Source organism: Bradyrhizobium ingae (assembly GCF_055791185.1).
The window spans coordinates 1-25,213 of sequence record NZ_JBVUBB010000033.1 but is presented as its reverse complement, the minus strand read 5'-3'; the positions used below and the strand labels follow the sequence as shown (position 1 = coordinate 25,213).

20 protein-coding genes are annotated in these 25,213 nt (G+C 64.1%); 10 read left to right on the top strand and 10 right to left on the bottom strand.

All coding sequences use genetic code 11. The annotated features are described in order from the left end of the window. Positions 1–7: 7 nt before the first annotated feature. The 3 genes from ACV1FX_RS32445 to ACV1FX_RS32435 form a co-directional block, all read right to left on the bottom strand. Positions 8–721 (bottom strand): ABC transporter ATP-binding protein, encoded by a 714-nt coding sequence (locus ACV1FX_RS32445; RefSeq protein WP_473121611.1) that lies wholly within the window; start codon positions 719–721, stop codon positions 8–10. Continuing rightward, positions 718–1,515, bottom strand: coding sequence for an ABC transporter ATP-binding protein (locus tag ACV1FX_RS32440; protein ID WP_473121610.1), 798 nt, complete (start codon positions 1,513–1,515; stop codon positions 718–720). Before ACV1FX_RS32440 ends, ACV1FX_RS32445 begins: the two co-directional genes overlap by 4 nt. Before the next feature lie 66 nt (positions 1,516–1,581). Beyond that, positions 1,582–2,448 (bottom strand): IclR family transcriptional regulator, encoded by an 867-nt coding sequence (locus ACV1FX_RS32435; RefSeq protein ID WP_473121609.1) that lies wholly within the window; start codon positions 2,446–2,448, stop codon positions 1,582–1,584. A 131-nt stretch (positions 2,449–2,579) separates the two neighbouring features. Between ACV1FX_RS32435 and ACV1FX_RS32430 the strand changes: the two genes are divergently transcribed. The 5 genes from ACV1FX_RS32430 (at position 2,580) to pimD (ending at position 10,370) form a co-directional block, all read left to right on the top strand. After that, complete coding sequence (locus ACV1FX_RS32430; protein WP_473121608.1) at positions 2,580–4,676, top strand: 3-hydroxyacyl-CoA dehydrogenase NAD-binding domain-containing protein; 2,097 nt, start codon at positions 2,580–2,582, stop codon at positions 4,674–4,676. Positions 4,677–4,869: 193 nt separating this feature from the next. Continuing rightward, entirely contained in the window at positions 4,870–6,555 is a 1,686-nt protein-coding gene (gene pimA / locus ACV1FX_RS32425) for a dicarboxylate--CoA ligase PimA (protein WP_473121607.1), read from the top strand. Then, the gene (locus tag ACV1FX_RS32420) at positions 6,552–7,739 is read left to right on the top strand and encodes an acetyl-CoA C-acyltransferase (RefSeq protein WP_473121606.1); all 1,188 of its coding nucleotides are present in this window, start codon (positions 6,552–6,554) and stop codon (positions 7,737–7,739) included. Before pimA ends, ACV1FX_RS32420 begins: the two co-directional genes overlap by 4 nt. 163 nt (positions 7,740–7,902) lie before the next feature. Next, positions 7,903–9,093: a pimeloyl-CoA dehydrogenase large subunit gene (pimC, locus tag ACV1FX_RS32415; RefSeq protein WP_473121605.1), complete on the top strand. Its 1,191-nt coding sequence runs from the start codon at positions 7,903–7,905 to the stop codon at positions 9,091–9,093. A 134-nt stretch (positions 9,094–9,227) separates the two neighbouring features. After that, a complete protein-coding gene (pimD, locus tag ACV1FX_RS32410) occupies positions 9,228–10,370 on the top strand; it encodes a pimeloyl-CoA dehydrogenase small subunit (protein WP_473121604.1) in 1,143 nt (380 codons plus the stop codon). Between the two features lie 222 nt (positions 10,371–10,592). Here the strand turns inward: pimD and ACV1FX_RS32405 are convergent, their stop codons facing one another. Continuing rightward, complete coding sequence (locus tag ACV1FX_RS32405) at positions 10,593–11,468, bottom strand: hypothetical protein (RefSeq protein ID WP_473121603.1); 876 nt, start codon at positions 11,466–11,468, stop codon at positions 10,593–10,595. A gap of 2 nt (positions 11,469–11,470) precedes the next feature. Next, on the bottom strand, positions 11,471–12,829 hold the full coding sequence (locus tag ACV1FX_RS32400) for an MBOAT family O-acyltransferase (protein ID WP_473121602.1): 1,359 nt from the start codon (positions 12,827–12,829) through the stop codon (positions 11,471–11,473). Positions 12,830–12,988: 159 nt separating this feature from the next. On the opposite strand from ACV1FX_RS32400, the gene glpK reads away from it, so the two are divergent. Together glpK and ACV1FX_RS32390 are read left to right on the top strand one after the other, a co-directional pair. Further along, positions 12,989–14,491, top strand: coding sequence for a glycerol kinase GlpK (glpK, locus tag ACV1FX_RS32395; RefSeq protein ID WP_473121601.1), 1,503 nt, complete (start codon positions 12,989–12,991; stop codon positions 14,489–14,491). Positions 14,492–14,498: 7 nt separating this feature from the next. Continuing rightward, entirely contained in the window at positions 14,499–15,092 is a 594-nt protein-coding gene (locus ACV1FX_RS32390) for a GNAT family N-acetyltransferase (protein ID WP_473121600.1), read from the top strand. A 53-nt stretch (positions 15,093–15,145) separates the two neighbouring features. Here ACV1FX_RS32390 and ACV1FX_RS32385 read toward each other — a convergent pair whose 3' ends face one another. After that, positions 15,146–16,126 carry a threonine/serine dehydratase gene (locus ACV1FX_RS32385; RefSeq protein WP_473121599.1) on the bottom strand — a complete coding sequence of 327 codons (981 nt, stop codon included), beginning with the start codon at positions 16,124–16,126 and terminating at the stop codon, positions 15,146–15,148. 27 nt (positions 16,127–16,153) lie between these two features. Between ACV1FX_RS32385 and ACV1FX_RS32380 the strand changes: the two genes are divergently transcribed. Continuing rightward, the gene (locus ACV1FX_RS32380) at positions 16,154–16,456 is read left to right on the top strand and encodes an ArsR/SmtB family transcription factor (RefSeq protein ID WP_473121598.1); all 303 of its coding nucleotides are present in this window, start codon (positions 16,154–16,156) and stop codon (positions 16,454–16,456) included. A gap of 11 nt (positions 16,457–16,467) precedes the next feature. Beyond that, positions 16,468–17,097 carry a glutathione S-transferase family protein gene (locus tag ACV1FX_RS32375; protein ID WP_473121683.1) on the top strand — a complete coding sequence of 210 codons (630 nt, stop codon included), beginning with the start codon at positions 16,468–16,470 and terminating at the stop codon, positions 17,095–17,097. A gap of 16 nt (positions 17,098–17,113) precedes the next feature. Here ACV1FX_RS32375 and ACV1FX_RS32370 read toward each other — a convergent pair whose 3' ends face one another. From ACV1FX_RS32370 to metF, 4 genes are all read right to left on the bottom strand, one after another. Then, a complete protein-coding gene (locus ACV1FX_RS32370) occupies positions 17,114–17,806 on the bottom strand; it encodes a hypothetical protein (RefSeq protein ID WP_473121682.1) in 693 nt (230 codons plus the stop codon). A 386-nt stretch (positions 17,807–18,192) separates the two neighbouring features. Next, positions 18,193–18,759 carry a YbhB/YbcL family Raf kinase inhibitor-like protein gene (locus ACV1FX_RS32365; RefSeq protein WP_473121681.1) on the bottom strand — a complete coding sequence of 189 codons (567 nt, stop codon included), beginning with the start codon at positions 18,757–18,759 and terminating at the stop codon, positions 18,193–18,195. A gap of 460 nt (positions 18,760–19,219) precedes the next feature. Beyond that, positions 19,220–23,077, bottom strand: coding sequence for a methionine synthase (gene metH, locus ACV1FX_RS32360; protein ID WP_473121597.1), 3,858 nt, complete (start codon positions 23,075–23,077; stop codon positions 19,220–19,222). Between the two features lie 3 nt (positions 23,078–23,080). Then, on the bottom strand, positions 23,081–24,013 hold the full coding sequence (gene metF, locus ACV1FX_RS32355) for a methylenetetrahydrofolate reductase [NAD(P)H] (protein ID WP_473121596.1): 933 nt from the start codon (positions 24,011–24,013) through the stop codon (positions 23,081–23,083). Positions 24,014–24,401: 388 nt separating this feature from the next. Between metF and ACV1FX_RS32350 the strand changes: the two genes are divergently transcribed. Next, on the top strand, positions 24,402–25,213 hold an 812-nt coding region (locus tag ACV1FX_RS32350; protein ID WP_473121595.1), incomplete at its 3' end, for an LLM class flavin-dependent oxidoreductase.

The following is a 25,213-nucleotide window of genomic DNA, read 5'->3' as shown; positions in this document are numbered from 1 at the left end:
GGCTCCCTCAGTAACCCAGATAGGATTTGCGGATTTCTTCGTTGTTCGCGACGTCCTTGGCATTGCCTGACATCACGATACGGCCGGTCTCGATCACATAGGCCTGGTCGGCGAGCTCGAGCGCGAGCTGGGCGTTCTGCTCGACCACCAGGATGGTGACCTTGTCTTCGCGGTTGATCTTGCCGAGTATCTTGAAGAGGTCGCGCACGATGAGCGGGGCAAGACCGAATGACGGCTCGTCCAGCAGCATCAGGCGGGGCCGCAGCATCAGCGCGCGCGCGACCGCAAGCATCTGCTGCTCGCCACCCGAGAGCGTTCCGGCCTGTTGGGTATGCCGCCGCTTCAGCACCGGGAAATGCGCATACATCCGCTCGATGTCGGAGACAATGCCGGCATTGTCCTTGCGGGTGATGGCTCCGAGCTGGAGATTTTCCTCCACCGTCATGTTGGTGAAGGTGCCGCGGCCCTGCGGCACATGCGCTATGCCGAAGCGCACGATGTTCTCGGTCGAGCGGCTGGCGAGCGGCTTGCCATCGAACTCGACCGCGCCGGTGGAGCGCACCATGTTGCAGATCGCGCGCAGCGTAGTGGTCTTGCCGGCGCCGTTGGCGCCCAGGAGCGTGGTCAGCGAGCCCTCGTTGAGCGAAAAGGACAGGCCGTGAAGGGCCTGCACCTGGCCATAATAGGCGCGCAGATCCTTGACGTTGAGCAGCATCGTCATTGATCCTTGCTCCCGAGATAGGCCTTGATGACGTCGGGATCCGCCTGCACCTGGGCGGGCGTACCTTCGGCCAGCTTCTTGCCGAAATTCAGCGCCACGACGTGGTCGGCGATCGACATCACGAGGCCCATGTGGTGCTCGACCAGCAGCACGGTCATGTGGCGGTCGTCGCGGATGCGGCGGATGAGGTCGCCCAGCACATAGACTTCCTCGTGGTTGAGACCGCCGGCCGGCTCGTCGAGCAGCAGGATCTTCGGGTCGGCTGCGAGCGCGCGCGCCAGCTCGACGCGCTTCTGCGTGCCGAAGGGCAGGCCGGAGACGATGGTGTGGGCGACATCCTCGAGGTCGAGATAGGCGAGGATCTCGTGCACCTTCTTGTTGACGCTCGACTCGCTGCGGCGAATCCACGCAAGGCGAAGCGAGTCGCTGATAATGTCGCTGGAGGTACGCGCATGCGTGCCGATGCGCACATTGTCCATCACCGAGAGGTTGGGAAACAGCGCCACGTTCTGGAAGGTGCGGCCGATGCCGATCTCGGCGATCCGGTGCGGCGGGCGCGTCAGGATGCTTGCGCCTTCCATCAGGATGTCGCCCGACGAGGGCTGGTAGAGCCGGGACAGGCAATTGAACAGCGTGGTCTTGCCGGCGCCGTTGGGACCGATGAGCCCGAGGATCTGGCCCTTGTGCATGTCAAAGGACACGCCGTTGAGCGCGACGATGCCGCCGAACACGACGCTGACGTCGCGAACCGCGAGCAGAGGAGAATTCCCCTGCGCGAGCTGTGCCTGCGTCATCTCGTCTCGCCCACACCGTGGAGCGGGCCGGAGGGCGACACGAAGTGCCCCCTGCAACGACGATGGCTATCTGATCCCCTCGGCCACACGTGCAACTTTCCCTCCTGATTTCAGCTTCTTGCCGGCTTCTTTTTTGAATTGCGGCGCTATTCCCCCGAGCGCCGCTTCGATGTTCCTTACCATCGCCAAGAGACGCGGTCCAACATCGGTGATCAAGCGCTCTTCCGTGAAGCGGAATGCGGGCGCGCCGCAATTGAAAGCGTAGGGACCGGTTCCGTCGTTCAGCCTGAGCGCGACGCCCGCGGCGCCGATGTCGTCGTGCCAGTCGCCGACCGAAATCGCAAAGCCGTATTTCGCGACGGTCTCGCCGGATCGCTCTAGCCCGTCGCGCAATTTCGGCCAGCGGCTGCCGTAATGTTCACGCAGGTCGCGCAGGAGCGAAGCGCGTTCCTCTTCGTCCAACGCCCAGAAATAGGCGCGACCCATCGCACTGGTTGCAATCGGCACGCGGGAGCCGACGTCAAGTTGAACGCCGACCGTCTCGCTGCCCCGGCTCTGTCCGAAATAGATCATGCTCTGGCGGTCGCGACCGCCGACCGCGACCGCGCCGCCCGTGGCGCGCATCACTTCCTCGCGAAACGGTTCGGACAGATGTCGAATGCCCAGATTGGCGAGCGCGGCGTAACCGAGCGCCAAAGCGGCCGGCGCGAGCTGGTACTTTTCGAAGCGGGGAACCGGTGTAAGATAACCGAGCTTGGTCAACGTATAGGTCAGCCGCGAGACGGTCGGCTTGGGCAGATTGGTGCGGGCCGCGATCTCCTGATTGCCGAGAAGCCCGTCATTGGGTTGAAATGCGCGCAATACATCGAGCCCGCGGGAAAGCGCGACGACGAAGTTCCGATCGGTCGCTGGTTTCTTACCTGTGCGCTTCATCCCTGATCTGCTTCTTGCGCGGAGTCGTTGACAAGCCACGTGCTTCAAAATAACCCTGCCGTCAAGATGCGGAATTAAATTCCGCACTGCGAAATTGAAACAAAAGTAAATCCTTAACCGGAGGGTATGCCGTGAGCGAAGTGGTCAAGCTTGAGCGTCATGACGAGATCGGGGTCGTCACGGTCAACAGCCCTCCGGTGAACGCGCTCAGTGCGGCAGTCCGCGGCGGAATCCTGGAATGCATCAAGCAGGCGGTCGCTGATCCCGCCATCAAGGGCATCGTGCTGACCTGTGCGGGTCGCACCTTCATTGCCGGCGCAGATATCACCGAGTTCGGCAAGCCGCCGAAGCCGCCCGCGCTCAATGACGTGCTCGCGGAGATCGAGAATTCGCCCAAGCCCGTCGTCGCCGCGATCCACGGTACTGCCCTCGGCGGCGGCCTCGAGGTTGCGCTCGCCTGTCATTTCCGCGTCGCGACCAAGGAGGCGAAGCTCGGCCTGCCCGAGGTGAAGCTTGGTCTTCTGCCCGGCGCCGGCGGCACCCAGCGCCTGCCGCGCGCGGTCGGCCCGGAGCTCGCGGTCAAGATGATCGTCGGCGGCGATCCGATCGGCGCCGCGGAAGCGCTGAAGAGCGGCCTGATCGAGGAGATCGTCGAAGGCCCGGCGGCCGGCGGCGAAGCTTTCGCCCGCAAGCTGCTCGCCGACAAACGTCCGCTGCGCCGCCTGCGCGATGACGACAGCAAGATCGCCGCGGCCAAGGCCGATCGCTCGATCTTCACCAACGCGGTTGCCGCCATGACCAAGAAGGCGCGCGGCCTGGAAGCACCGTTCGCGGCCGCCGACGCCGTCGGCTACGCCATCGACCTGCCGTTCGACGAGGGCCTGAAGAAGGAGCGCGAAGGTTTCCTGAAGCTCCTCACCAGCGACCAGTCCAAGGCGCAGCGCTACGCCTTCTTCGCCGAACGCGAGGCCAACAAGATCGCCGGCGTGCCCGAGGGCACCCGGTCGCGTCCCGTCGAGCGCGTCGCCATCCTCGGCGCCGGCACCATGGGCGGCGGCATCGCGATGTCCTTTGCCAATGCCGGCATCCCCGTCACCCTGATCGAGACCGGCGAGGAGCAGCTCAAGCGCGGCATGGGCATCATGCAGAAGAACTGGGAAGCGACCGCGGCGCGCGGCGGCATTCCGGCGGACGCGCCCGCCAAGCGCATGGCGCTGATCAATGGCGTCGTCGGCATCGAGAATGTCGGCAACGCCGATCTCGTCATCGAGGCGGTGTTCGAGACCATGGCGGTGAAGAAGGAGGTGTTCGGCAAGCTCGACCAGTACGTCAAGCCGGGCGCCGTGCTCGCCTCCAACACTTCGTATCTGAACATCGACGAGATTGCGAAGTCGACCAAGCGTCCGCAGGACGTTTTGGGCATGCACTTCTTCTCGCCGGCCAACGTCATGAAGCTGTGCGAGATCGTGCGCGCCGAGAAGACGGCGCCGGATGCGCTGGTGACCGCCGTGACCATTGCGCGCAAGATCGCCAAGGTGCCGGCCGTGGTCGGCGTCTGCGACGGCTTCGTCGGCAATCGCATGCTTGCGCAGCGCGGCAAGCAGGCGGAGAAGCTGCTGTTCGAAGGTGCGCTGCCGCAGCAGGTCGACGCCGTCGTGACCAGGTTCGGCATGCCGATGGGACCGTTCGCGATGGGCGATCTCGCCGGCCTCGATATCGGCTGGCGCTCGCGAAAGGATCGCGGCATCAAGTCGGAGATCGCGGATGCGCTGTGCGAAGCCGGCCGCTTCGGCCAGAAGACCGGCAAGGGCTACTACAAGTATGAAGCGGGCTCCCGCGCGCCGCTGCCCGATCCCGAGGTCGAGAAGCTGATCGACGAGACGCTGCTGCGCTTGGGGCGCAAGAAGCGCGTCGTCAGCGACGAGGAGATCCTCGAGCGCATGATGTACCCGATGATCAACGAGGGCGCGAAGATCCTCGAAGAAGGCATCGCGGCGCGTCCGTCGGATATCGACGTGGTCTGGCTCTATGGCTATGGCTGGCCGATCTATCGCGGCGGCCCGATGTACTGGGCCGATACGGTTGGCCTCAAGCAAATCGCTGATCGCCTCTCGGTCTACGCCAAGGAGACCAACGACCCCAGCCTCGAGCCCGCGCCGCTGTTGAAGAAGCTTGCCGCCGAAGGCAAGACGTTTGCATCGCTCGCGACGGAATCGAAGGCAGCGTGATGACTGCTGGCACACTCTCTCCGTTCCCTCCCCCCTTGCGGGGGAGGGACAGGGAGGGGGGTAGCCCCAAGCGACGTCGGCGTTCGTGGCACCCCCTTCCCCAACCCTTCCCCGCAAGGGGGAAGGGAGCCCGTCCGCTTGTGCCCACCTCACGCGACATTGTTGCGACGGCTTTGCAGAGTATCGATCGCTCATGACCCATCCCGGCGAACAATTTTATCCCGAAGGCGTGCATTGGGACGACGCGATTTCCCAAGGCACGTTGCCTGATCTCCTCTCGAAGGCCGCCGCCGACTTTGGCTCGCGTGCCGCGCTCGAATTCCGCGATCGCCCGATCAGCTACAGCGAGCTGGAGGCGATGGCTGAATCCGCCGCCGCCGCGTTCCTGCGCGCCGGCTGCGGCAAGGGCTCTTCCGTTGCGCTGTTCCTCGGCAACACGCCCGATCATCCCGTCAATTTCTTCGGTGCGTTGAAGGCAGGTGGCCGGGTTGCGCATCTCTCGCCGCTCGACGGCGAGATCGCGCTGACGCACAAGGTCTCCGACTCCGGTTCGCGCGTACTGGTGACTTCCAACCTCGCGGCGCTGCTGCCGACGGCACTGAAATTCCTGGAGAAGGGCCTGATCGACCGCTTGGTCGTCTGTGAGGATGATCATTGGGGCAAGGTCGGCACGCCGCAAGCCGCGATCCCCGCCGATCCCAGGATCATCACCTTCAAGACGTTCATCGATGGCGCGACCAAGCCGGCGCAATGGCCCGCCGTCGCGGCCGATGACGTCGCGCTGCTGCAATATACCGGCGGCACCACCGGCCTGCCGAAGGGCGCGATGCTCACGCATGGCAACCTCACCTCGGCCGTATCGATCTATGATGTCTGGGGCAAGCCGGCCCGCGCGGCGCGCGGCAACGCCATCGAGCGCGTGATCTGCGTGCTGCCGCTGTTCCACATCTACGCCCTCACCGTCGTTCTGTTGTCTTCGCTCCGCCGCGGCAATCTGATCTCGCTGCACCAGCGCTTCGACGTCGAGGCTGTCATGCGCGACATCGAGGTCAAGCGCGCGACCTACTTTCCGGGTGTGCCGACGATGTGGATCGCGATCGCTGCGCTTCCCGATCTCGACAAGCGCGACTTTTCCTCGCTCAACGCCATCGGCTCCGGCGGAGCGCCGCTGCCTGTGGAGGTGGCGAGTTTCTTCGAGCGCAAGGTCGGCAAGAAGCTCAAGAGCGGCTGGGGCATGACCGAGACCTGCTCCCCAGGCACCGGCCACCCGCCGGTCGGTCCGGAAAAGCCGGGGTCAATCGGCCTGATGCTGCCCGGCATCGAGCTCGACGTCGTATCGCTGGATGATCCGACAAAGGTGCTGCCGGCGGGCGAAGTCGGCGAGATCCGCATCAAGGGACCGAACGTCACCAAAGGGTATTGGAATAAGCCGAAGGAGAGCGCGGAATCCTTTGCCGACGGCCGCTTCCTCACCGGCGACATCGGCTGTCGCGACACGGACGGCTATTTCTTCCTGGTCGACCGCAAGAAGGACATGATCATCTCCGGCGGCTTCAACGTCTATCCGCAGATGATCGAGCAGGCGATCTACACGCATCCGGGCGTGCATGAGGTCATCGTCATTGGCATTGCCGACCAATATCGCGGCGAGGCGGCCAAGGCTTTCATCAAGCTCAAGCCGGATGCAAAGCCGTTCTCGATCGACGAGCTTCGCGGCTTCCTCACCGGCAAGCTTGGCAAGCATGAGTTGCCGGCCGAGGTCGAGTTCGTCGACGAGCTGCCGCGCACGCCGGTCGGCAAGCTGTCGCGGCATGAATTGCGGCAGCAGAAGAAACCATCTCAATCCTCCCAACAAAGCGCTACAGGAGTTCGCTCGTGACCGACGCCGTCATCGTTTCCACCGCCCGCACGCCAATCGGCAAGGCCTATCGCGGCGCGCTCAACAACACCGAGGGCGCGACGCTGCTCGGTCACGCCATCGGCGAGGCCGTTGCGCGCGCGAAGGTCGATCCGAAGGAGGTCGAGGACGTCGTGATGGGCGCCGCCCTTCAGCAGGGTTCGACCGGCGGCAACATCGCGCGCAAGGCGCTGCTGCGTGCCGGCCTTCCCGTCACCGTCGCCGGCACCACGATCGACCGGCAATGCGCCTCCGGCCTGCAGGCGATCGCGCTTGCCGCGCGCTCGGTGATCTTCGACGGCGTCGAGATCGCGGTCGGCGGCGGCGGCGAGTCGATCTCGCTGGTGCAAAACGACAAGATGAACGCCTTCCACGCCCAGGATCCGGCGCTGCTCAAGATCAAGGGCGAAGTCTACATGCCCATGATCGACACGGCTGAAATCGTGGCGAAGCGCTATGGCATCTCGCGCGAGAAGCAGGACGAGTATTCGCTGGAGAGCCAGCGCCGCACCGCGGCCGCGCAGCAGGGCGGCAAGTTCAAGGACGAACTGGCGCCGATCACGACCAAGATGGCCATGACCGACAAGGCGACCGGCGAGGTCTCCTTCAAGGACGTGACGCTGTCGCAGGACGAAGGTCCGCGCCCCGAAACCACTGCCGAAGGCCTCGCCGGCCTGAAGGCCGTGCGCGGCGAAGGCTTCACCGTCACGGCCGGCAATGCCAGCCAGCTCTCGGACGGCGCCAGTGCGTCGGTGATCATGAGCGACAAGGAAGCGGCCAGGCGCGGCTTGAAGCCCCTCGGTATCTTCCGCGGCTTCGTCTCCGCCGGCTGCGAACCGGATGAGATGGGCATCGGCCCGGTCTTCGCCGTGCCGCGCCTGCTCAAGCGCCACGGGCTCACGGTCGACGACATCGGTCTCTGGGAATTGAACGAGGCGTTCGCGGTGCAGGTGCTCTATTGCCGCGACAAGCTCGGCATCGACCCCGACAAGATCAACGTCAATGGCGGCGCGATCTCGGTCGGCCATCCCTATGGCATGTCGGGCGCGCGGCTCACCGGCCACGCCTTGATCGAAGGCCGCCGGCGCAAGGCCAAATACGCGGTCGTCACCATGTGCGTCGGGGGCGGCATGGGGGCGGCGGGATTGTTCGAGGTGTTGCAGTAGTTGCTGTCGTCCCGGCGAAAGCCGGGACCCATACTCCGCGGCAGGAGTTCGGCGCGCAGACGTTAATGGCCTTCGCAAACTAACGAAGGCCGGTGGTAATGGGTCCTGGCTCCAGTGCGCAATTGCGCACAAGGCCAGGACGACGAGGAAACAGGAGGATCCGATGGATCTCGCATTCACGAAAGAAGAGCAGGCGTTTCGCGAGGAAGTGCGGCAGTTCTTCCGCGATAACGTGCCGCCGGATACGCGGCGCAAGCTGCTCGAGGGCCGTCACCTCTCGAAGGACGAGATGGTCACGTGGTGGCGTATCCTCAACAAGAAGGGCTGGGGCGTCAGCCACTGGCCGACGCAGTATGGCGGCACCGGCTGGACATCCGTGCAGCACTACATCTTCAACGAGGAGCTGCAGTCCTATCCCGCGCCGCAGCCGCTCGCCTTCGGCGTCAGCATGGTCGGCCCGGTCATCTACACCTTCGGCAATGAGGAGCAGAAGAAGCAGTACCTGCCGCGCATTGCCAATGTCGACGACTGGTGGTGCCAGGGTTTCTCGGAGCCCGGCTCGGGCTCGGACCTGGCCTCGCTGAAGACCAAGGCCGAGCGCAAGGGCGACAAGTGGATCATCAACGGCCAGAAGACCTGGACCACGCTGGCGCAACACGCCGACATGATCTTCTGCCTCTGCCGCACCGATCCGTCGGCCAAGAAGCAGATGGGCATTTCGTTCATCGTCTTCAGCATGAAGTCGAAGGGCGTCACGGTGCGTCCGATCCAGACCATCGACGGCGGCGTTGAGGTCAACGAAGTCTTCTTCGACGACGTCGAGGTGCCCATCGAGAACCTGATCGGCGAGGAAAACAAGGGCTGGGACTACGCAAAATTCCTGCTCGGCAATGAGCGCACCGGGATTGCGCGCGTCGGCGTCTCCAAGGAGCGCATCCGCCGCATCAAGGAGCTGGCGTCCAAGGTCGAGTCCGGCGGCAAGCCGATCATCCAGGACGCCGCCTTCCGCGAGAAGCTGGCGGCGTGCGAGATCGAGCTGAAGGCGCTCGAGCTCACGCAGCTCCGCGTCGTCGCCGACGAGGGCAAGCACGGCAAGGGCAAGCCCAATCCGGCGTCCTCGGTGCTGAAGATCAAGGGCTCCGAGATCCAGCAGACCACGACCGAGCTGCTCATGGAAGTCATCGGCCCGTTCGCCGCGCCCTACGACGTGCACGGCGACGACGGTTCGAACGAAGCCATGGACTGGACCGCCCAGATCGCGCCGAGCTACTTCAACAACCGCAAGGTCTCGATCTACGGCGGCTCCAACGAGATCCAGCGCAACATCATCGCCAAGGCGGTGCTGGGGTTGTGATTGCGCCCTCGCGCCACGCACTCGCCGTCATGGCCGGGCTTGACCCGGCCATTCACGCCTCACCGCAAGGAAGGACGTGGATGCCCGGCACAAGGCCGGGCATGACGAAATCGATACCGGGAGAATAGAGAACCATGGATTTTGATTTGACCGAGGAGCAGCGGCTTCTCAAGGACAGTGTCGACGGCCTCTTGACCGACTCCTACGATTTCGAGAGCCGCAAGAAGTACATGGCCGAGAAGGGCGGCTGGAGCAAAGCGGTCTGGGGCAAGCTCGCCGAGCAGGGCCTCTTGGGCCTGCCCTTCACCGAAGCCGATGGCGGCTTCGGTGGCGGCGGCGTCGAGACCATGATCGTGATGGAAGCGCTCGGCAAGGCGCTCGTGCTCGAGCCTTATCTTGCGACCGTGGTAATCGGCGGCGGCTTCCTGCGCCATGGCGGCTCGGATGCGCAGAAGGCCGCGCACCTGCCCGGCATCATCGACGGCAGCCAGACTCTCGCCTTTGCGCAGCTCGAGAAGAACTCGCGCTACGATCTCTTCGATGTCGCGACCACGGCGAAGAAGAAAGGCGCCGGCTGGGTCATCGACGGCGAAAAATTCGTCGTGCTCAACGGCGAGAATGCCGACACCCTTCTAGTCACCGCCCGCACCAACGGCGACCGCCGCGACAAGGCCGGCATCGGTGTGTTCCTGGTTCCCGCCAACGCCAAGGGCGTTACCAAGAAGTCCTATCCGACGCAGGACGGCCTGCACGCTGCCGACATCACCCTCACCGGTGTCGAGGTCGGCGCGGACGCGGCGATCGGTAACCCTGCGGACTCGCTCGCGCTGATCGAGCGCGTCGTCGATGAGGCCCGCGTCGCGCTCTGCGCGGAAGCGGTCGGCCTGATGGATGAGTCGCTCAAGACCACCGTCGAGTACATCAAGACGCGCAAGCAGTTCGGCGTCGCGATCGGCTCGTTCCAGTCGCTCCAGCACCGCGCCTCCGACATGTTCGTCGCCGCCGAGCAGGCTCGCTCGATGTCGATGTTCGCGACCATGGCAAACGATTTCGAGGACGCCAAGGAGCGCTCCAACGCGATCGCGGCCGCCAAGGTGCAGATCGGCAAGTCGCTGAAATTCGTCGGTCAGCAGGCGATCCAGCTCCATGGCGGCATCGGCATGACCATGGAGGCGAAGATCGGCCACTACTTCAAGCGCCTGACCATGATCGAGAACACCTTTGGTGACACGGAATACCATCAGCGCCGCGTCGCCGATGCGGGCGGGTTGATCTGAGCGAGACTGTCGTCCCGGGGCATCGCGAATCGATGAGCCCGGGATATCGCGCCAATCGTCATTGGCGAGCGAAGCGAAGCAATCCAGCGGTCTTTCCGTTGAGACAGCTGGATTGCTTCGTCGCTACGTTCCTCGCAAATGACGGAAAGCGCGGAAACAAAAAGCCCGACAACAACGAAAATCACTCCGTTCGACGGGGGAGTGGCAACCGCCGCGGCGTAACTAACGTCCCGCCAAGGCCTTCTCGATCGCACGCGCGACGATCAGGGCGGAGCGCTCGTCGAGGTGGACGCCGTCGGCCCAGCGCAACTCCGAGAGCGGCGCATCGATGGCGAGCCATGCGGCCGGGTCCGGGAAGGCCTCTTGCATGATCGCCCTGGTCGTCGTGACGAAGCTCGTCGCTTCGATTTCCGGCGAGAACGGAATGGCGATCAGAAAAGCGCGCCCGCCGCGCCGTTCGATCTCGCCGATGAGCTGCTTGATGAGGATCGCATTCGCAGTGGCCAGCGCGGACGGCTCCGCCGCGTTCATCTCCCCTACGGCGCGCTCGACATAGACGTGATTGTCGAAGTCGGAGGGCGGCTGGCTCAGCAGATCCTCGCGCCCGGCGCGAGCCTTCGCTGCATCCGGAGGCGCGTGGTTCCAGGTCTCGAATGCCGCTATCGCCGTTCGCACCGGACGGAGAAACAACGCGTTTGTCCGTTCGCCGCCGGTGAACCGTTCGACCAGCGCGCGGTCGACGGCGCGCGAGATGACGTTGCTCTCGATCAGGACGATCTTCGGCAGGCGCGGCTGCTTCGCGACGATCTCGAGCCCGGTCACGGGCGAGCCGCCGGCCAGCGCAAGATTGCGGACGCGGGGCCGCGAGAAATAGTCTTCCTTGAGACGCCAGGTGACCGAGCTGCCGACCAGCACCAATTCGGGCACGGGCTCCCTCACATAACGGTTGAGGGTGACGAGGCTGCCGTCGCGGGTCGTGACCGCCGGCTGCTGGAGCGCCGCGCCGACCCACGCCGTGGCAATGCCACAGGCCAGCAGCAGCGCCGCCGCGACGGCGGCGCATCTGATCAACCATGGAAGTGGCGACGTCTGCGGCATGGTCAGAACTGGAAATAGATGAAGGCGGCGTCGGGGCCCGCCTCGAGAAAGGCGAGCGCGGCGAGCGCGCCATAAAGGTAGGGCTCCCATCGCCGCCATCGGCCGTCGACGAGCGCGCCGATGCCGAGATGCTGGATGATTACGGGAAGGCTGTAGAGCAGAGCCAGATTGTAGAACAGCTTCGTCGGATTGGGATTGGTCGTCGGCGTGAACATGCCCTTGAGATAGCCGAGCGCGTGATCGAAGTTCGGCAACTTGAAGAAGATCCAGAGCATCGTCACGCAGAGGAACACGATGCCCATGCGGAGCAGCCGCACGAGTGGTCCCGCATCGCCCAGCATTTTCAGGAACGGCCGCTCGATGACGAGCAGAAGCCCGTGCAGCATACCCCACAGTGCGTAGCTCAGGCTCGCGCCGTGCCAGAGTCCGCCGAGCGTCATCACGATCATCAGGTTGAGGCAGGTTCGCACCACGCCCTTTCGGTTGCCGCCGAGCGGGATGTAGAGATAAGTCTTGAGCCAGTTGGACAAGGAGATGTGCCAGCGTGTCCAGAACTCGGAGAACGAGGCCGAGATGTAGGGCAGGTCGAAATTGACCGGCAGGCGGTATCCGAACAACAGCCCCAGGCCGAGCGCGATCGCCGAATAGCCGAAGAAGTCGGCATAGATCTGGTAGCTGTACAAAAACACCAGCAGCCAGCGGTCCTGCGTGCGCAATGTCTCGTAGAGTGGAAAGTCCATGTAGGACGTCATCTCGTTGAGATTGTTCGCCACATAAAGCTTGAAGAAATAGCCGGTCAGGATCCATTTGGCCGCCTCCACGAAGGCGACGTCGGCAAGCTGCTTGGGCGCGATTTGCGGCATGAACTGGCCCGCGCGCGTGATCGGGCCGGAGACGAGCTGCGGAAAGAAGATGATGTAGAGGAAGACCTCGCGCAACGGCGGCGGTCGTTTTTCGCGCGTCAGGTCGACCAGCAGGCTGATGTTGTGGAAGACGAAGAATGAGATGCCGATCGGCAGCGGCAGCCGCAGCAGGAAATCGACCGGCACGAGCCCGCTCGGATGTACCGATGCGGCATCGACGAACAGGAACTTGTACTTGAAGAAGGCGAGCAGTCCGAGATTGAAGATGATCCCCGCCGGCATCCACGTCGCGCGGTTGTCGAAGGCCAGCACCAGAAATACCCAGGTGCCGAGCACCGCGACGAGCAGCAGCGGCAGGAGCTCCGGCTGGCCGAAGCCGTAGAAGAACACGCTCGCGAGCACGAGGAGCTGGACCTGGACGCGTCGCAAAGGCGGCAAATAATAGGCGCCGAACACGACCGCGACGAAAACACCGAACTGAAGAGAAGTGAAGGTCATGCCGCCCCGTTTACCCGGTCCCGGCATGTATCACTTTCGCTGGCGCCGTCCTAGAGCATGATCCGGCGAGGCGGTCTTGACCTTCCCGCCCCAATCCGCTCCCTTAGCCGCGACACAATAACCCTCCCGGGACACCGGAAATCGCCAAGGTCAACATCCATGTCTTTCGTCCTCGCCATCGATCAGGGCACCACCTCCTCGCGTGCCATCGTGTTTCGCAGCGACATTTCCATCGCGGCGAAGGCGCAAGCCGAGTTTCCGCAGCATTTCCCGGCCTCGGGCTGGGTCGAGCATGAGCCGGAGGACATCTGGACCTCGACCGTGATGGTCTGTCGCGACGCGCTCCAGAGCGCCGGCGTCACGGCCAAGGACGTTGCCGCGATCGGCATCACCAACCAGCGCGAGACGACTGTGGTGTGGGACCGCGCCACCGGTCAGGCCGTGCACCGCGCCATCGTCTGGCAGGACCGCCGCACCGCCGATGTCTGCTCGAAGCTGAAGGCCGAAGGCCACGAGCCCCGGATCTCGGAGAAGACCGGCCTGATCATCGATCCCTATTTCTCCGGCACCAAGGTCGCCTGGATCCTCGACAACGTCCCCGGCGCCCGTGCGCGGGCCGCGCGCGGCGAACTGATGTTCGGCACCGTCGATTGCTACCTGCTGTGGCGACTGACCGGCGGCAAGGTGCACGCCACCGATGCCACCAACGCCTCGCGCACGCTGCTGTTCAACATCCACACCGGCGCGTGGGACGACGAGCTGCTCGAGCTGATCGGCGTGCCGCGCTCAATGCTGCCGGAGGTCAAGGATTCCTCCGCCCGCTTCGGCGAGACGACGGCCGACCTGTTTGGCGGCGCCATCCCGATCTGCGGCATCGCCGGCGACCAGCAGGCCGCGACCATCGGCCAGGCCTGCTTCCGCCCGGGCATGATGAAGTCGACCTACGGCACCGGCTGCTTCGCCCTGCTCAACACCGGCACCACGCCCGTGGCCTCGAAGAACAAGCTGCTGACCACCATCGCTTATCAGCTCGGCGGAAAACGCACCTACGCGCTCGAAGGCTCGATCTTCGTTGCCGGCAGCGCGGTGCAATGGTTGCGCGACGGCCTCGGCATCATCAAGCACGCGGCCGAGACCGGCCCGCTCGCTGACCAGTCCGATTCCATGCAGAGCGTCTATCTCGTGCCGGCCTTCGTCGGCATGGGCGCGCCATATTGGAATCCGCGCGTGCGCGGCGCGCTGTTTGGCCTGACCCGCAACACCGGCCCGGCTGAGCTCGCCCATGCCGCGCTGGAGAGCGTCTGCTACCAGACCTTCGACCTCTGGGCCGCGATGCGCGCGGACTGGCCGAGCTCGGAGACGGCGAGTGTGGTCTTGCGCGTCGACGGCGGCATGACCGCCTCCGACTGGACCATGCAGCGTCTTGCCGATCTCCTCGACGCGCCGGTTGACCGCCCCGTGATCCAGGAAACGACGGCGCTTGGGGCAGCCTATCTCGCCGGCCTCGAGGCCGGCGTCTATCCCGAGCCGACGCAATTCGCCGACAACTGGCGCCTCGAGTACCGCTTCAAGCCGAACATGAGCCAGGCGACGCGCGAGCGGAAGCTCGCCGGCTGGGCCCGCGCGGTGAAGGGTGTGCTGGCGAGCGATGAGGGGGAGTGAGCGGCGAATGATCCTTCCCGACGGCTATTCGGACGTGCCCGACGGGAAGCTCGCCGCGGTCGTCACGCATCTGGAGATGACCGTGCGGCCGCCGCTGCGCGACGATCCGGTGGGCACCTGGACGTTGCGCCGGGTCGAGCAACCCGATCTCGACTGGTATCGAGCCCTGTATGCGCGGATTGGCGAGGACTGGCTGTGGTTCTCGCGCCTGCGCATGCCTGATGTCGAACTCGCGGCGATCGTGCAGTCGCCGCTTGTTGAGATCTACGCGCTTGTCGATGACGGCCGCGAAGAAGGCCTGCTCGAGCTCGACTTCCGCAAAGCGGGCCAGTGCGAGATCGTCTTCTTCGGCGTCGCCGCAAAACTCATCGGCACCGGCGCAGGCCGCTGGCTGATGAACCGCGCGCTTGAGCACGCTTGGACGCGGGAGGTTCAGCGGGTCTGGGTGCACACCTGCACCATTGATCACGCCTCAGCGCTCGCCTTCTACCAGCGCTCCGGCTTTCGCGCCTTCCGCCGCCAGATCGAGATCGCCGACGACCCGCGCCTCGTTGGCGCGGTGCCACGCACGGCGGCGGGGCATGTGCCGATCATCAAATGATATGTCGAGACCATGAGAACGAAACCGCGATTCCCGATCACGCAAACTCCCAATTAGCCATCGAAGTTCACCGCCGTGGTGTTGGCGCCGCAGATCAGCACCGCGATCCGTTCGCCAGGTGAGGGACGATAGCGGCCGGAGAGTAGCGCGGCGAACGCGGCCGCGCCGCCGGGCTCAGCCACGACGCGCAAGCTTGACCAAAGGGACGCCTGCGCCTGCCGGATCGCGTCGTCGCTGACCAGAACGACCCGCTCGACATAGGCCTGCGCGATCGGAAACATCAATTGCCCGACGCGGCGCGGCGCAAGGCTGTCGGCGGCAATGCCGCCGGCCGGCGCATCGACCGGTCCTCCCGCCGCGAACGCGGCATGCAAGGTCGGTGATTGCTCCGGTTCGATCGCGATGACACGTGTCTTGCCGGCGTACCATGCCGCAATGCCGCCGATCAGCCCTCCGCCGCCGACGGCGACCAGAAGCGTGTCGATGTCGGGAGCGTCCGCTTCGAGCTCCAGTCCGACGCTGCCCTGGCCGAGCAGCGTCTCGGCCTGATCGTAGGCGTGAACCGCCATCGCGCCCGTGCGCTCGACATGCGCTTCGCTCGCCGCAAGCGCATCTGCATAACGGCTGCCCGCGATCACGAGCTGCGCGCCATAGCCCCTGATCCGCCCCACCTTCGCGGGCGACGTGATCTCCGGCACGAAGATCGTAGCTGGCACGCCAAGCCGTTGCGCAGCATAGGCCACCGCGGCGCCGTGATTGCCGCCGGATGCCGCAACGACGCCGGCTTTCGGCACCTGCCGCAGCAACAGGTTCGCAAAGGCACCCCGCGCCTTGAACGATCCGGAATGCTGCAACATCTCAAGCTTGAAGGTGACGGGCTGATCGGGCTGGCCAAAATTAGCCAGATTGGCCTTCAGGACCGGCGTGCGCCGGACATGCGGGCGGATCACGGCCTCGGTCGCCGCAATCCGCTCGCGTGTAATGCCTGTTGTTGTCATGATGGCTGCCGTGATAGCGCGTCGCGGGGTTGACATCAATTAGGTAATTAGCAAAATGCCTAAATGAAGATCGCGATCGTGTTGCGGGCGCTGGCCAACGAGCGGCGCCTTCAGATTCTGGAATGGCTCCGCGAGCCACGAAAACATTTTCGAAAGCAGGCTGACGGAGACCTGGTCGAGGATGGCGTCTGCGGTCTCCTGATCGCGGAGAAGCTCGGCGTGAGTGCGCCGACCGTGAGCGAGCACATGCGGGTGCTGGCGGCCGCGAAGCTCGTGCGTGCCAAGCGCATCAAGCAATGGACGATGTACCGCCGCAACGAGGCCGCGATCGTGGCGGTGAAACGTGCTATCGAGGAAAACGTGTAGAGGTGCAAACCATGTTCCTGATCGGCCAATATGACTCCCCCTTCGTCCGCCGTGTCGCGATTGCGCTGAAGCTTTATGGCATCGCCTTTGAGCACAGGCCGTGGTCGACCTTCGGCGATGCCGACAAGATCGCGCCGTATAATCCTTTGCGCCGCGTGCCGACGCTGGTGCTCGACGATGGCGAGAGGTTGATCGAGAGCACGATCATTCTCGACTATCTCGACGATCTCGTCGGGCCGGAGAAGGCGATGCTGCCGCGCAGCGGCATCGAGCGACGGCGGCACTTGCGCATCTGCGCGCTGGCGGGCGGTCTCGGCGACAAGGCGGTCAGCCTGCTCTACGAGCGCGTGCTGCGCAAAGAACAGCTCGCGCTGTGGGTTGAGCGCTGCCAGGCACAGATCGCAGACGTGTTGAAGGTGCTGGAAGCCGAGCGCGCAAAGGTGACGACGCCCTATTGGCTGGGGACGCGCATCGGCCACGCCGACGTCGTAGTCGCCTGCGTCGTCCGTTTCACCCGCGAAGCGCATCCGCAGCTCTTCGATCCCGCGCGCTATCCGTCGCTCGCGGCACACTCCGAGCGTTGCGAGGCGCTGGCGCCGTTCAAGGAGATCGTACAGCCGCTGGCTCCGCCGAAGGGATGAAGGCGCAGCGTCCGTCCTACTTCCGCGTGCAGGGCTTGATCTCGCCCGACGCGGTCTTCAGGACGATGGGATTCGGCGACAATCTTATGCCGAAGAACAGTTGCGAGCCGGAGACCTTGTCATCGGCGCCTTGCTGTGCATCGAGGTCGAGTTTTGCCGCGATCTCGGATGTCAGCTTGGCCCGCTCCTCCATCGAAACCTTGTTGTGATATTTGATCTCGTAGACGACGTCAGCCTCCAGGACGGAGCGCGTCTGGCACACGACGCCGCCGCTTGAAATGTTCTGGGTGATCGCGTCCTCGCATTCGGCCTTCAGCAATGCGTTGCGGGTCGATATCAGCGACTCGTCGGAAATCAGGAGAATGTTGGCGTTCTCGAGCTTGAGGTGGATCGAATCGACCTCCTGCATGCCGACGACGGCGGACAGCTTGTCCCTGACCTGTGCGGATACGTCGAGGTTCTTCTCGAGCGACTGCTTCAGGTCGCGGTCAACGGTCGGCGATTTCTGAATCTTGCCCGTCAGGATCGTGGGATCGACATCGCAGGTCGGATGCAGCTCCAGCCGGCCGTTGCTCAGATATTCGATGGTGTTGATGGTGCCGGGACCACCGAACGTGCTCGGCGGCACCACCTCGAAATACCCGGTCTCGGAGAGGATGGCGGTGATCGTCTCCTTCTTGCGCGGGAAGGCGGCCCAGACCGCGACCATCACCAAAGCTATCGCAACAAATACTCCGCTACCAAGCCAAAGCCATTTGCGGCTCGCTACTTTCCTGGGCAGCACAGCTGATTTCGTTCGCCGCATGGCACGTAGCCTTTCGGACAGTCCGCGGCGGCAATCGCGGGCAGAACGACAAGAGCGATTGCGGCGGCAAACAGTGCAATGAACTGTTTCATATGCTTGATCCCGAACAAACCATCGGTTTGAAGGTAGTACACCGGCAGAGTAGCCAATTGAGGTTGAGCGGACAAGTGATCGAGTTCACACGCGCCTGGTTCCCGCAAGGTGCAAGCGCGCGAAGGCCCTCGCCCCAGCCCAAGGTAAAGGTGGGATCGTACGTCGTCGCGGATGCGGACCGCGCCCGCCGCGTCCCGTCACCGGCCGTAGAGGCCGGTCAGGGTGGCTTTTCCGAGCGTATGGAAGTGCAGGTCGAAACCGACGAGTGCCGGGGATGCTGAATGGTCCTTGGCATCCGGAAGCTTATCGACATCAACGGCGAATACGGTGATCTGATAGTGATGCGGCTTGTCGCCAGGCGGCGGACATGGTCCGCCATAGCCGTCGCTGCCGAAGTCCGTGCGGCCCTGAATCGCGCCTTTCGGCATCAGCTTCTTCTTTGGATCGCCGGCCCCCTTGGGAAGCGCAGTGACGGATGGCGGAAGATTGAAGACGACCCAATGCCACCAGCCGCTGCCGGTCGGCGCATCAGGATCATATACCGTCACGGCGAAGCTCTTGGTGCCCGCCGGAGCACCGCTCCAACTCAGGGACGGAGAGGTGTTGTTGCCGGTACAGCCAAAGCCTTTGAATACCTGTTCGCTGGCAATCGTGGCGCCTTCGCTGATGTCCGGGCTGCTCAGCGTGAGGTTCTGCGCACCAGCTTGGCTCGCATCAAACAGGAGCACACAAGCTGCTGCAAATGAGAATGCAAACCTTGTCATCGGAAGCACCTCTCCAACAATGAGCTCAGAGGTCGGAACGTAGCGCCCGAGGAACTTGGTTTCAATCGGTCTTGTCGGCACGAGGCGGGCAGCGGGGCCCATCTGGCACGGACGCAATGGTTGCATATTGCCGGTGATTTGCCCGACGCGTTAAGCAATTTCGGTAAATTCGTATTCGGTTGACCCTGCAATTTTCTACTTCGCATGGGGTTGTTTTTCACTTTTCAGCCGGGAAGGGCGTGCCGGCATTTCGGGCCATGAACGCGTCCGCCCTCCCGGCTGTCACGATGGTCGACACTCAGTCATCCACATCGTCGTCCTGGCGAAAGCCAGGACCCCATTGCCCCAGGGCGGAGTTTGGCGACGACCAGGAGTTCGATACTGCGACCATCCGTCCTCGATAGCTTCCGCGGTATGGGTCCTGGCCTTCGCCAGGACGACCCCGAGGGAAGCCGCGCGCCTACCCGGCGCCTGCGCGCTTCTTCTGCCAGACGAGATGCACCGCGCAGGTGCAGCCCGGCGGATGCGAGGCGAGGTCATTTGAGGTCTCGTCGTTCGCGGGCGTTGCCGCGAAGGCCTTGTTAGTCCCCTGCTGCGGTGGGATGTAGTTCAAAATCGGCGCCAGCCAGCGCTCGACCTCGGCGACCGTCATGGCTTTACGCAGGGCATAGTCCTCGACCTGGTCGCGCTCGATCTTGCCGACGCCGAAATAATAGCTCTCGGGATTCGCAAAATAGAGACCGCTCACGCTGCTGCCCGGCCACATCGCAAAGCTCTCCGTCAGCTTCACGCCGGCGGTGTTCTCCGCGTCGAGCAGGGCGAACAGCGTCTTCTTCTCGGTGTGATCGGGCTGCGCGGGATAGCCGGGCGCGGGACGGATGCCCTGATACTTTTCAAGGATCAGCTCCTCGTCGGAGAGCTTCTCGGCCGGCGCATAGGCCCAGAACTCGCGGCGGACGCGCGCGTGCATGCGCTCGGCGAAGGCTTCGGCGAGGCGATCGGCGAGCGCCTTGCAGAGAATCGAGGAGTAATCGTCATTGGCTTTCTTGAAGCGGTCGGCGACCGCATCCTCGCCAATGCCGGCGGTGACGACGAAGCCGCCGACATAGTCGGGAACGCCCGTATCGGCAGGTGCGATGAAGTCGGACAGTGCCGCGTTGAAGCGGCCCTCGCGCTTCTCGAGCTGCTGGCGCAGCGTGTGCAACGTCGCAATCTTCTTCGTCCGATGCTCATCGGCATAGAGCACGATGTCGTCGCCTTGGGCGTTTGCTGGCCAGAAGCCGATCGTGGCGCGCGCCCGGAACCATTTCTCCTTGACGATGAGGTCGAGCATCTTGCGCGCGTCGTCATAGAGCGAGCGCGCGACCTCGCCGACCTTGGGATCATCGAGAATCGCGGGGAAGCGGCCGGCGAGCTCCCAGGTCTGGAAGAACGGCGTCCAGTCGATGCAGTCGACGAGCTCGGCGAGATCGTAGTCGTCGAACGTCTTCGTGCCGAGGAATGCCGGCTTGACCGGCTTCCTCGCGATGAAATCGACCGGCACGCGGTTGGCGCGGGCATCACTGAGCTTTAGCCGCTTCTTGTCGGCCTGTGCGCGCAGATGCGCGTCGGAAATCTTTGCGTATTCGGCGCGTACCTCGGCGGCATAGGCCTCGCGCTTCTCGGGCGACAGCAGCGAGGATGCCACGCCGACGGCGCGGCTCGCGTCATTGACATGCACGACGGGACCGGCCCTGTAGTTCGGGTCGATCTTCACGGCGGTGTGCACGCGGCTCGTCGTCGCGCCGCCGATCAAGAGCGGCAGCTTCAGGCCCTCGCGCTGCAACTCGCCGGCAAAGAACGCCATCTCGTCGAGCGAGGGTGTGATCAGGCCGGACAGGCCGACGATGTCCGCCTTCTCCGCCTTCACCGTTTCGACGATCTTGGCGGCCGGCACCATCACGCCGAGGTCGATGACCTCGAAATTGTTGCACTGGAGCACGATGCCGACGATGTTCTTGCCGATGTCGTGGACGTCGCCCTTCACGGTCGCGAGCACGATCTTGCCGGCCGACGAGTTGGCATCGCTGCCGATGCCGTTCGCGAGGTTGCGCGCCTTCTCCTCCTCCATGAACGGCATTAGCCAGGCGACCGCCTGCTTCATGACGCGCGCGGATTTCACCACCTGCGGCAGAAACATCTTGCCGTCGCCGAAGAGATCGCCGACCACGTTCATGCCGGCCATCAGCGGTCCTTCGATCACGTCGAGCGGACGCGTCGCGGACTGGCGCGCTTCCTCGGTGTCGGTATCGATGAACTCGGTGATGCCGTGCACGAGAGCGTGCGAGAGGCGCTTCTCGACCGGCCATTCGCGCCAGGCGAGATCGGCTTCCTTGCTCTCGGTCTTCTTGCCGCGGAATTTCTCGGCGAGCGTCAGCAGCCGCTCGGAGGCGCCGGCATCGCGATTGAGGACCACGTCCTCGCAAGTTTGGCGCAGCTCTGGATCGATGTCGTCATAGACGATCATCTGCCCGGCATTGACGATGCCCATGTCCATGCCGGCCTTGATGGCGTGATACAGGAACACCGAGTGCATGGCCTCGCGCACCGGCTCGTTGCCGCGGAACGAGAAGGACAGGTTGGAGACGCCGCCCGAGATGTGCGCGCCGGGCAGATTCTGGCGGATCCAGCGCGTCGCCTCGATGAAGTCGACGCCGTAATTGTTGTGCTCCTCGATGCCCGTCGCGATCGCAAAGATGTTGGGATCGAAGATGATGTCTTCCGGCGGGAAGCCGACGCGGTTCACCAGGATGTCGTAGGCGCGCTTGCAGATCTCGGTCTTGCGCGCGAAGGTGTCGGCCTGGCCGACCTCGTCGAACGCCATCACGACGACGGCCGCGCCGTGGCGGCGGGCGATCCGCGCCTCGTGGATGAACTTGTCCTCGCCTTCCTTCATCGAGATCGAGTTCACGATCGGCTTGCCCTGAACGCATTTCAGCCCAGCCTCGATCACCGTGAATTTCGAGGAGTCGACCATCACGGGCACGCGGGCGATGTCGGGTTCGGCGGCGACGAGGTTGAGGAAGGTCACCATCGCCGCTTCCGAGTCCAGCAGTCCCTCGTCCATGTTGACGTCGATGACTACCGCGCCGTTCTCGACCTGGTCGCGGGCGACCTGCAGCGCGGCGGTGTAGTCGCCGTTGGTGATCAGCTTGCGGAAGCGAGCCGAGCCAGTGACGTTGGTGCGCTCGCCGACGTTGACGAAAGGAATGGCGGGCGTCAGCTCGAACGGCTCGAGGCCGGAGAGCCGCAGCCGCGGCTCGATCTCCGGCACGATGCGCGGCTTGTGCGGGGCGACGGCGGCGGCGATCGCCGCGATGTGGTCCGGCGTGGTGCCGCAGCAACCGCCGACGATGTTGACGAGGCCGTCGCGGGCAAACTCGCCGATCAGGCGCGCGGTATATTCCGGGCTCTCGTCATACTGGCCGAATTCGTTAGGCAGGCCGGCGTTCGGATAGGCGCAGACCAGCGTGTCGGCGACGCGGCCGATATCCGCGATATGCGCGCGCATGTCCTCGGCGCCAAGCGCGCAGTTGAAACCGATGGTGACGGGCTTGGCGTGCCGCACCGAATTCCAGAACGCTTCGGGCATCTGGCCCGAGAGCAGGCGGCCGGATTTGTCGGTGATGGTGCCGGACACCATCACCGGCATGTCGATGCCGCGTTCCTCGATGATCTCGGCGATCGCATAGAGCGCCGCCTTGGCGTTCAGCGTGTCGAAGATGGTCTCGACCAGCAGCAGGTCGACGCCGCCGTCGAGCATGCCGTTGATTTGCTCGCCATAGGATTTGCGCAAATCGTCGAAGGTGACGGCGCGATAGCCGGGATTGGCGACGTCAGGCGAGATCGAGGCGGTGCGGTTGGTAGGGCCGATGGCACCGGCGACGAAACGTGGCTTGCCGTCCTCGGCCTCGACGCGCCTGGCCGCATTGGAGGCGAGGCGGGCGCCTTCGCGCGCCATCTCGTAGACGACGTCGGCAAGATCGTAATCGGCCTGGGCGATCGATGTCGTGGAGAAGGTATTGGTCGCGACGATATCGGCGCCGGCACGCAGATACGCGGCGTGGATGTCCTCGATCGCCTGCGGCTGGGTCAGGATCAACAGGTCGTTGTTGCCGCGCAGGTCGCGGTGAAAATTCTTGAAGCGCTCGCCGCGGAAGGCGGCCTCGTCGAGCTGAAGGTTCTGGATCATCGTGCCCATGGCGCCATCGAGCACCAGGATACGCTCGCGCGCGGCTTTGAGCAGGGCAGTTCGCTTGGGAGACACGGTCACGGTCATCGGTTACGCCGCCTTCTGCGCGCTCTTGGCGCGGATGCCGAGCAAATGGCTGATCGCGAACACGAGATCGGCGCGGTTCATGGTGTAGAAGTGGAAGGTGTCGACGCCGTGTTTTGCCAGTTTCTGCACCTGGCCGGCCGCAACCGTGGCCGCCACCAGCTTGCGGGTCTCCGCGTCGTCATCAAGGCCCTCGAACTTTGCAGCGAACCAATCCGGCACGCTCGTGCCGGCGCGGGTGACGAAATTGCGGGCCTGCTTGAAATTGTGCATCGGCATGATGCCCGGCACGATCGGAATCTGGATGCCGCGGGCGCGGACGCGGTCGAGATAGCGGAAGTAGAGGTCGTTATCGAAGAACACCTGGGTGATCGCGCGCGTCGCGCCCGCATCGACCTTGGCCTTCAGCGTGTCGATGTCGGCGTCGAAGTCACGGGCTTCAGGGTGCTTCTCCGGATAGGCGGACACCGACACTTCGATGTCGGCATGGCGCTTCTTGATGCCGGCGACGAGCTCAGCCGAACTCTGGTAGCCATCGGGATGGGTGGAGTAGGGCGTGCCGATGCCGCCAGGCGGATCGCCGCGCAAGGCCACGATGTGGCGGACGCCGACCTCGTGGTAGCGGTCGACGATCTCGTCGATCTCGCCGCGCGAGGCGCCGACGCAGGTCAGATGCGCGGCCGGCAGCAGCGGCGTCTCCTTCAGGATGCGCGCGATGGTGGCGTGGGTGCGCTCACGGGTCGAGCCGCCCGCGCCATAGGTCACCGAGACGAATTTCGGATCGAGCGGGGCGAGGCGATTGACGGTCTCCCACAGGTTCTTCTCCATCTCCTCGGTCTTGGGCGGAAAGAACTCAAAGGAGATCGCCGGACGCTTGGCGAGGTGCCCGTCTTGCCCATTGTCTTGCCCATTGCGGGCAGGCGTCGTCGGCTCGGTCATGGCACCACTCACTCCAGATATCTTCGCAGCTGCGATAGATTTAGCTTGGGAAGGGGTAAGATAGGCCAAGCAGGGATTTCTCGACAGCCCATCATTAATGGGAAATGGCCCACTATTGGCAATAGTATCGATGTTTTTGTGCCTCGTCAGATTCCGGTGGGAAATTGGCTTAAAGAAAAAAATATAAATAAAATCAGTATAATAATTCATTCATGGAGTCCGGTGGCTATTAGGAGAGGGGGTGGGCAATGTGAAAATGAGGTGATTGTGGCTGATAGAATCCCACCGGTTCAGGCGGGGCGCCTGGGGCGTCTCGCGGCCAGCACACGCCAGCTCTGCTTCATCCAGCCATTGCCGGTGCGGTGCGGCGCACTACCTTGAACCGGCCATGATCCCTCTCTCCGTCCTCGATCTCTCCGTTGTCACGTCAGGCACCAAGCCGGCGGCGGCGCTGCGCAACAGCATCGACCTCGCGCGCCATGTCGATGAGCTCGGCTATGTCCGCTACTGGCTTGCCGAGCATCACAACCTCGCTTCCGTCGCGAGCCCGGCGCCCGATGTCATGATCGGGCAGATCGCGGCGGTGACGAAGCGCATCCGTGTCGGCTCGGGCGGCGTGATGCTGCCCAATCACGTACCGCTGGTGGTGGCCGAGCGTTTCAAGATGCTGGAGGCGCTGTTTCCCGGCCGCATCGATCTCGGGCTGGGCCGCGCGCCCGGCACCGACGGCGCCACCGCCTACGCGCTCAGAAGCCGGCTCGACCGCCGCGAGGGCGACGATTTCCTGGAGCGGCTGCACGAGCTGATCCTGTGGGAGACCCGCGAATTCCCCTCAGGCCATCCCTACAACAACGTCGTGGCCATGCCCGACGACACGCCGCTGCCCCCGATCTGGCTGCTCGGCTCCAGCGATTATTCGTCGGAATTGGCAGCCCAGGTCGGCATGGGCTTCGCATTCGCGCATCATTTTGCGAGCCATGACGCGATCGACGCGATGGTGCATTATCGCAACCGTTTCCAGCCGTCCGCCTGGCGCGCGACGCCGCACGCGATTCTCGCGGTGGCGGTCGTCACGGCGGATACCGATGAGGAGGCGGAAAAGCTTGCCTCGTCCTTCGACCTCAATCGGCTGCGCCGCGACCGCGGCCAATATCTGCCGCTGCCGAGCGTAGAAGAGGCGCTCGCCTATCCCTACACCGA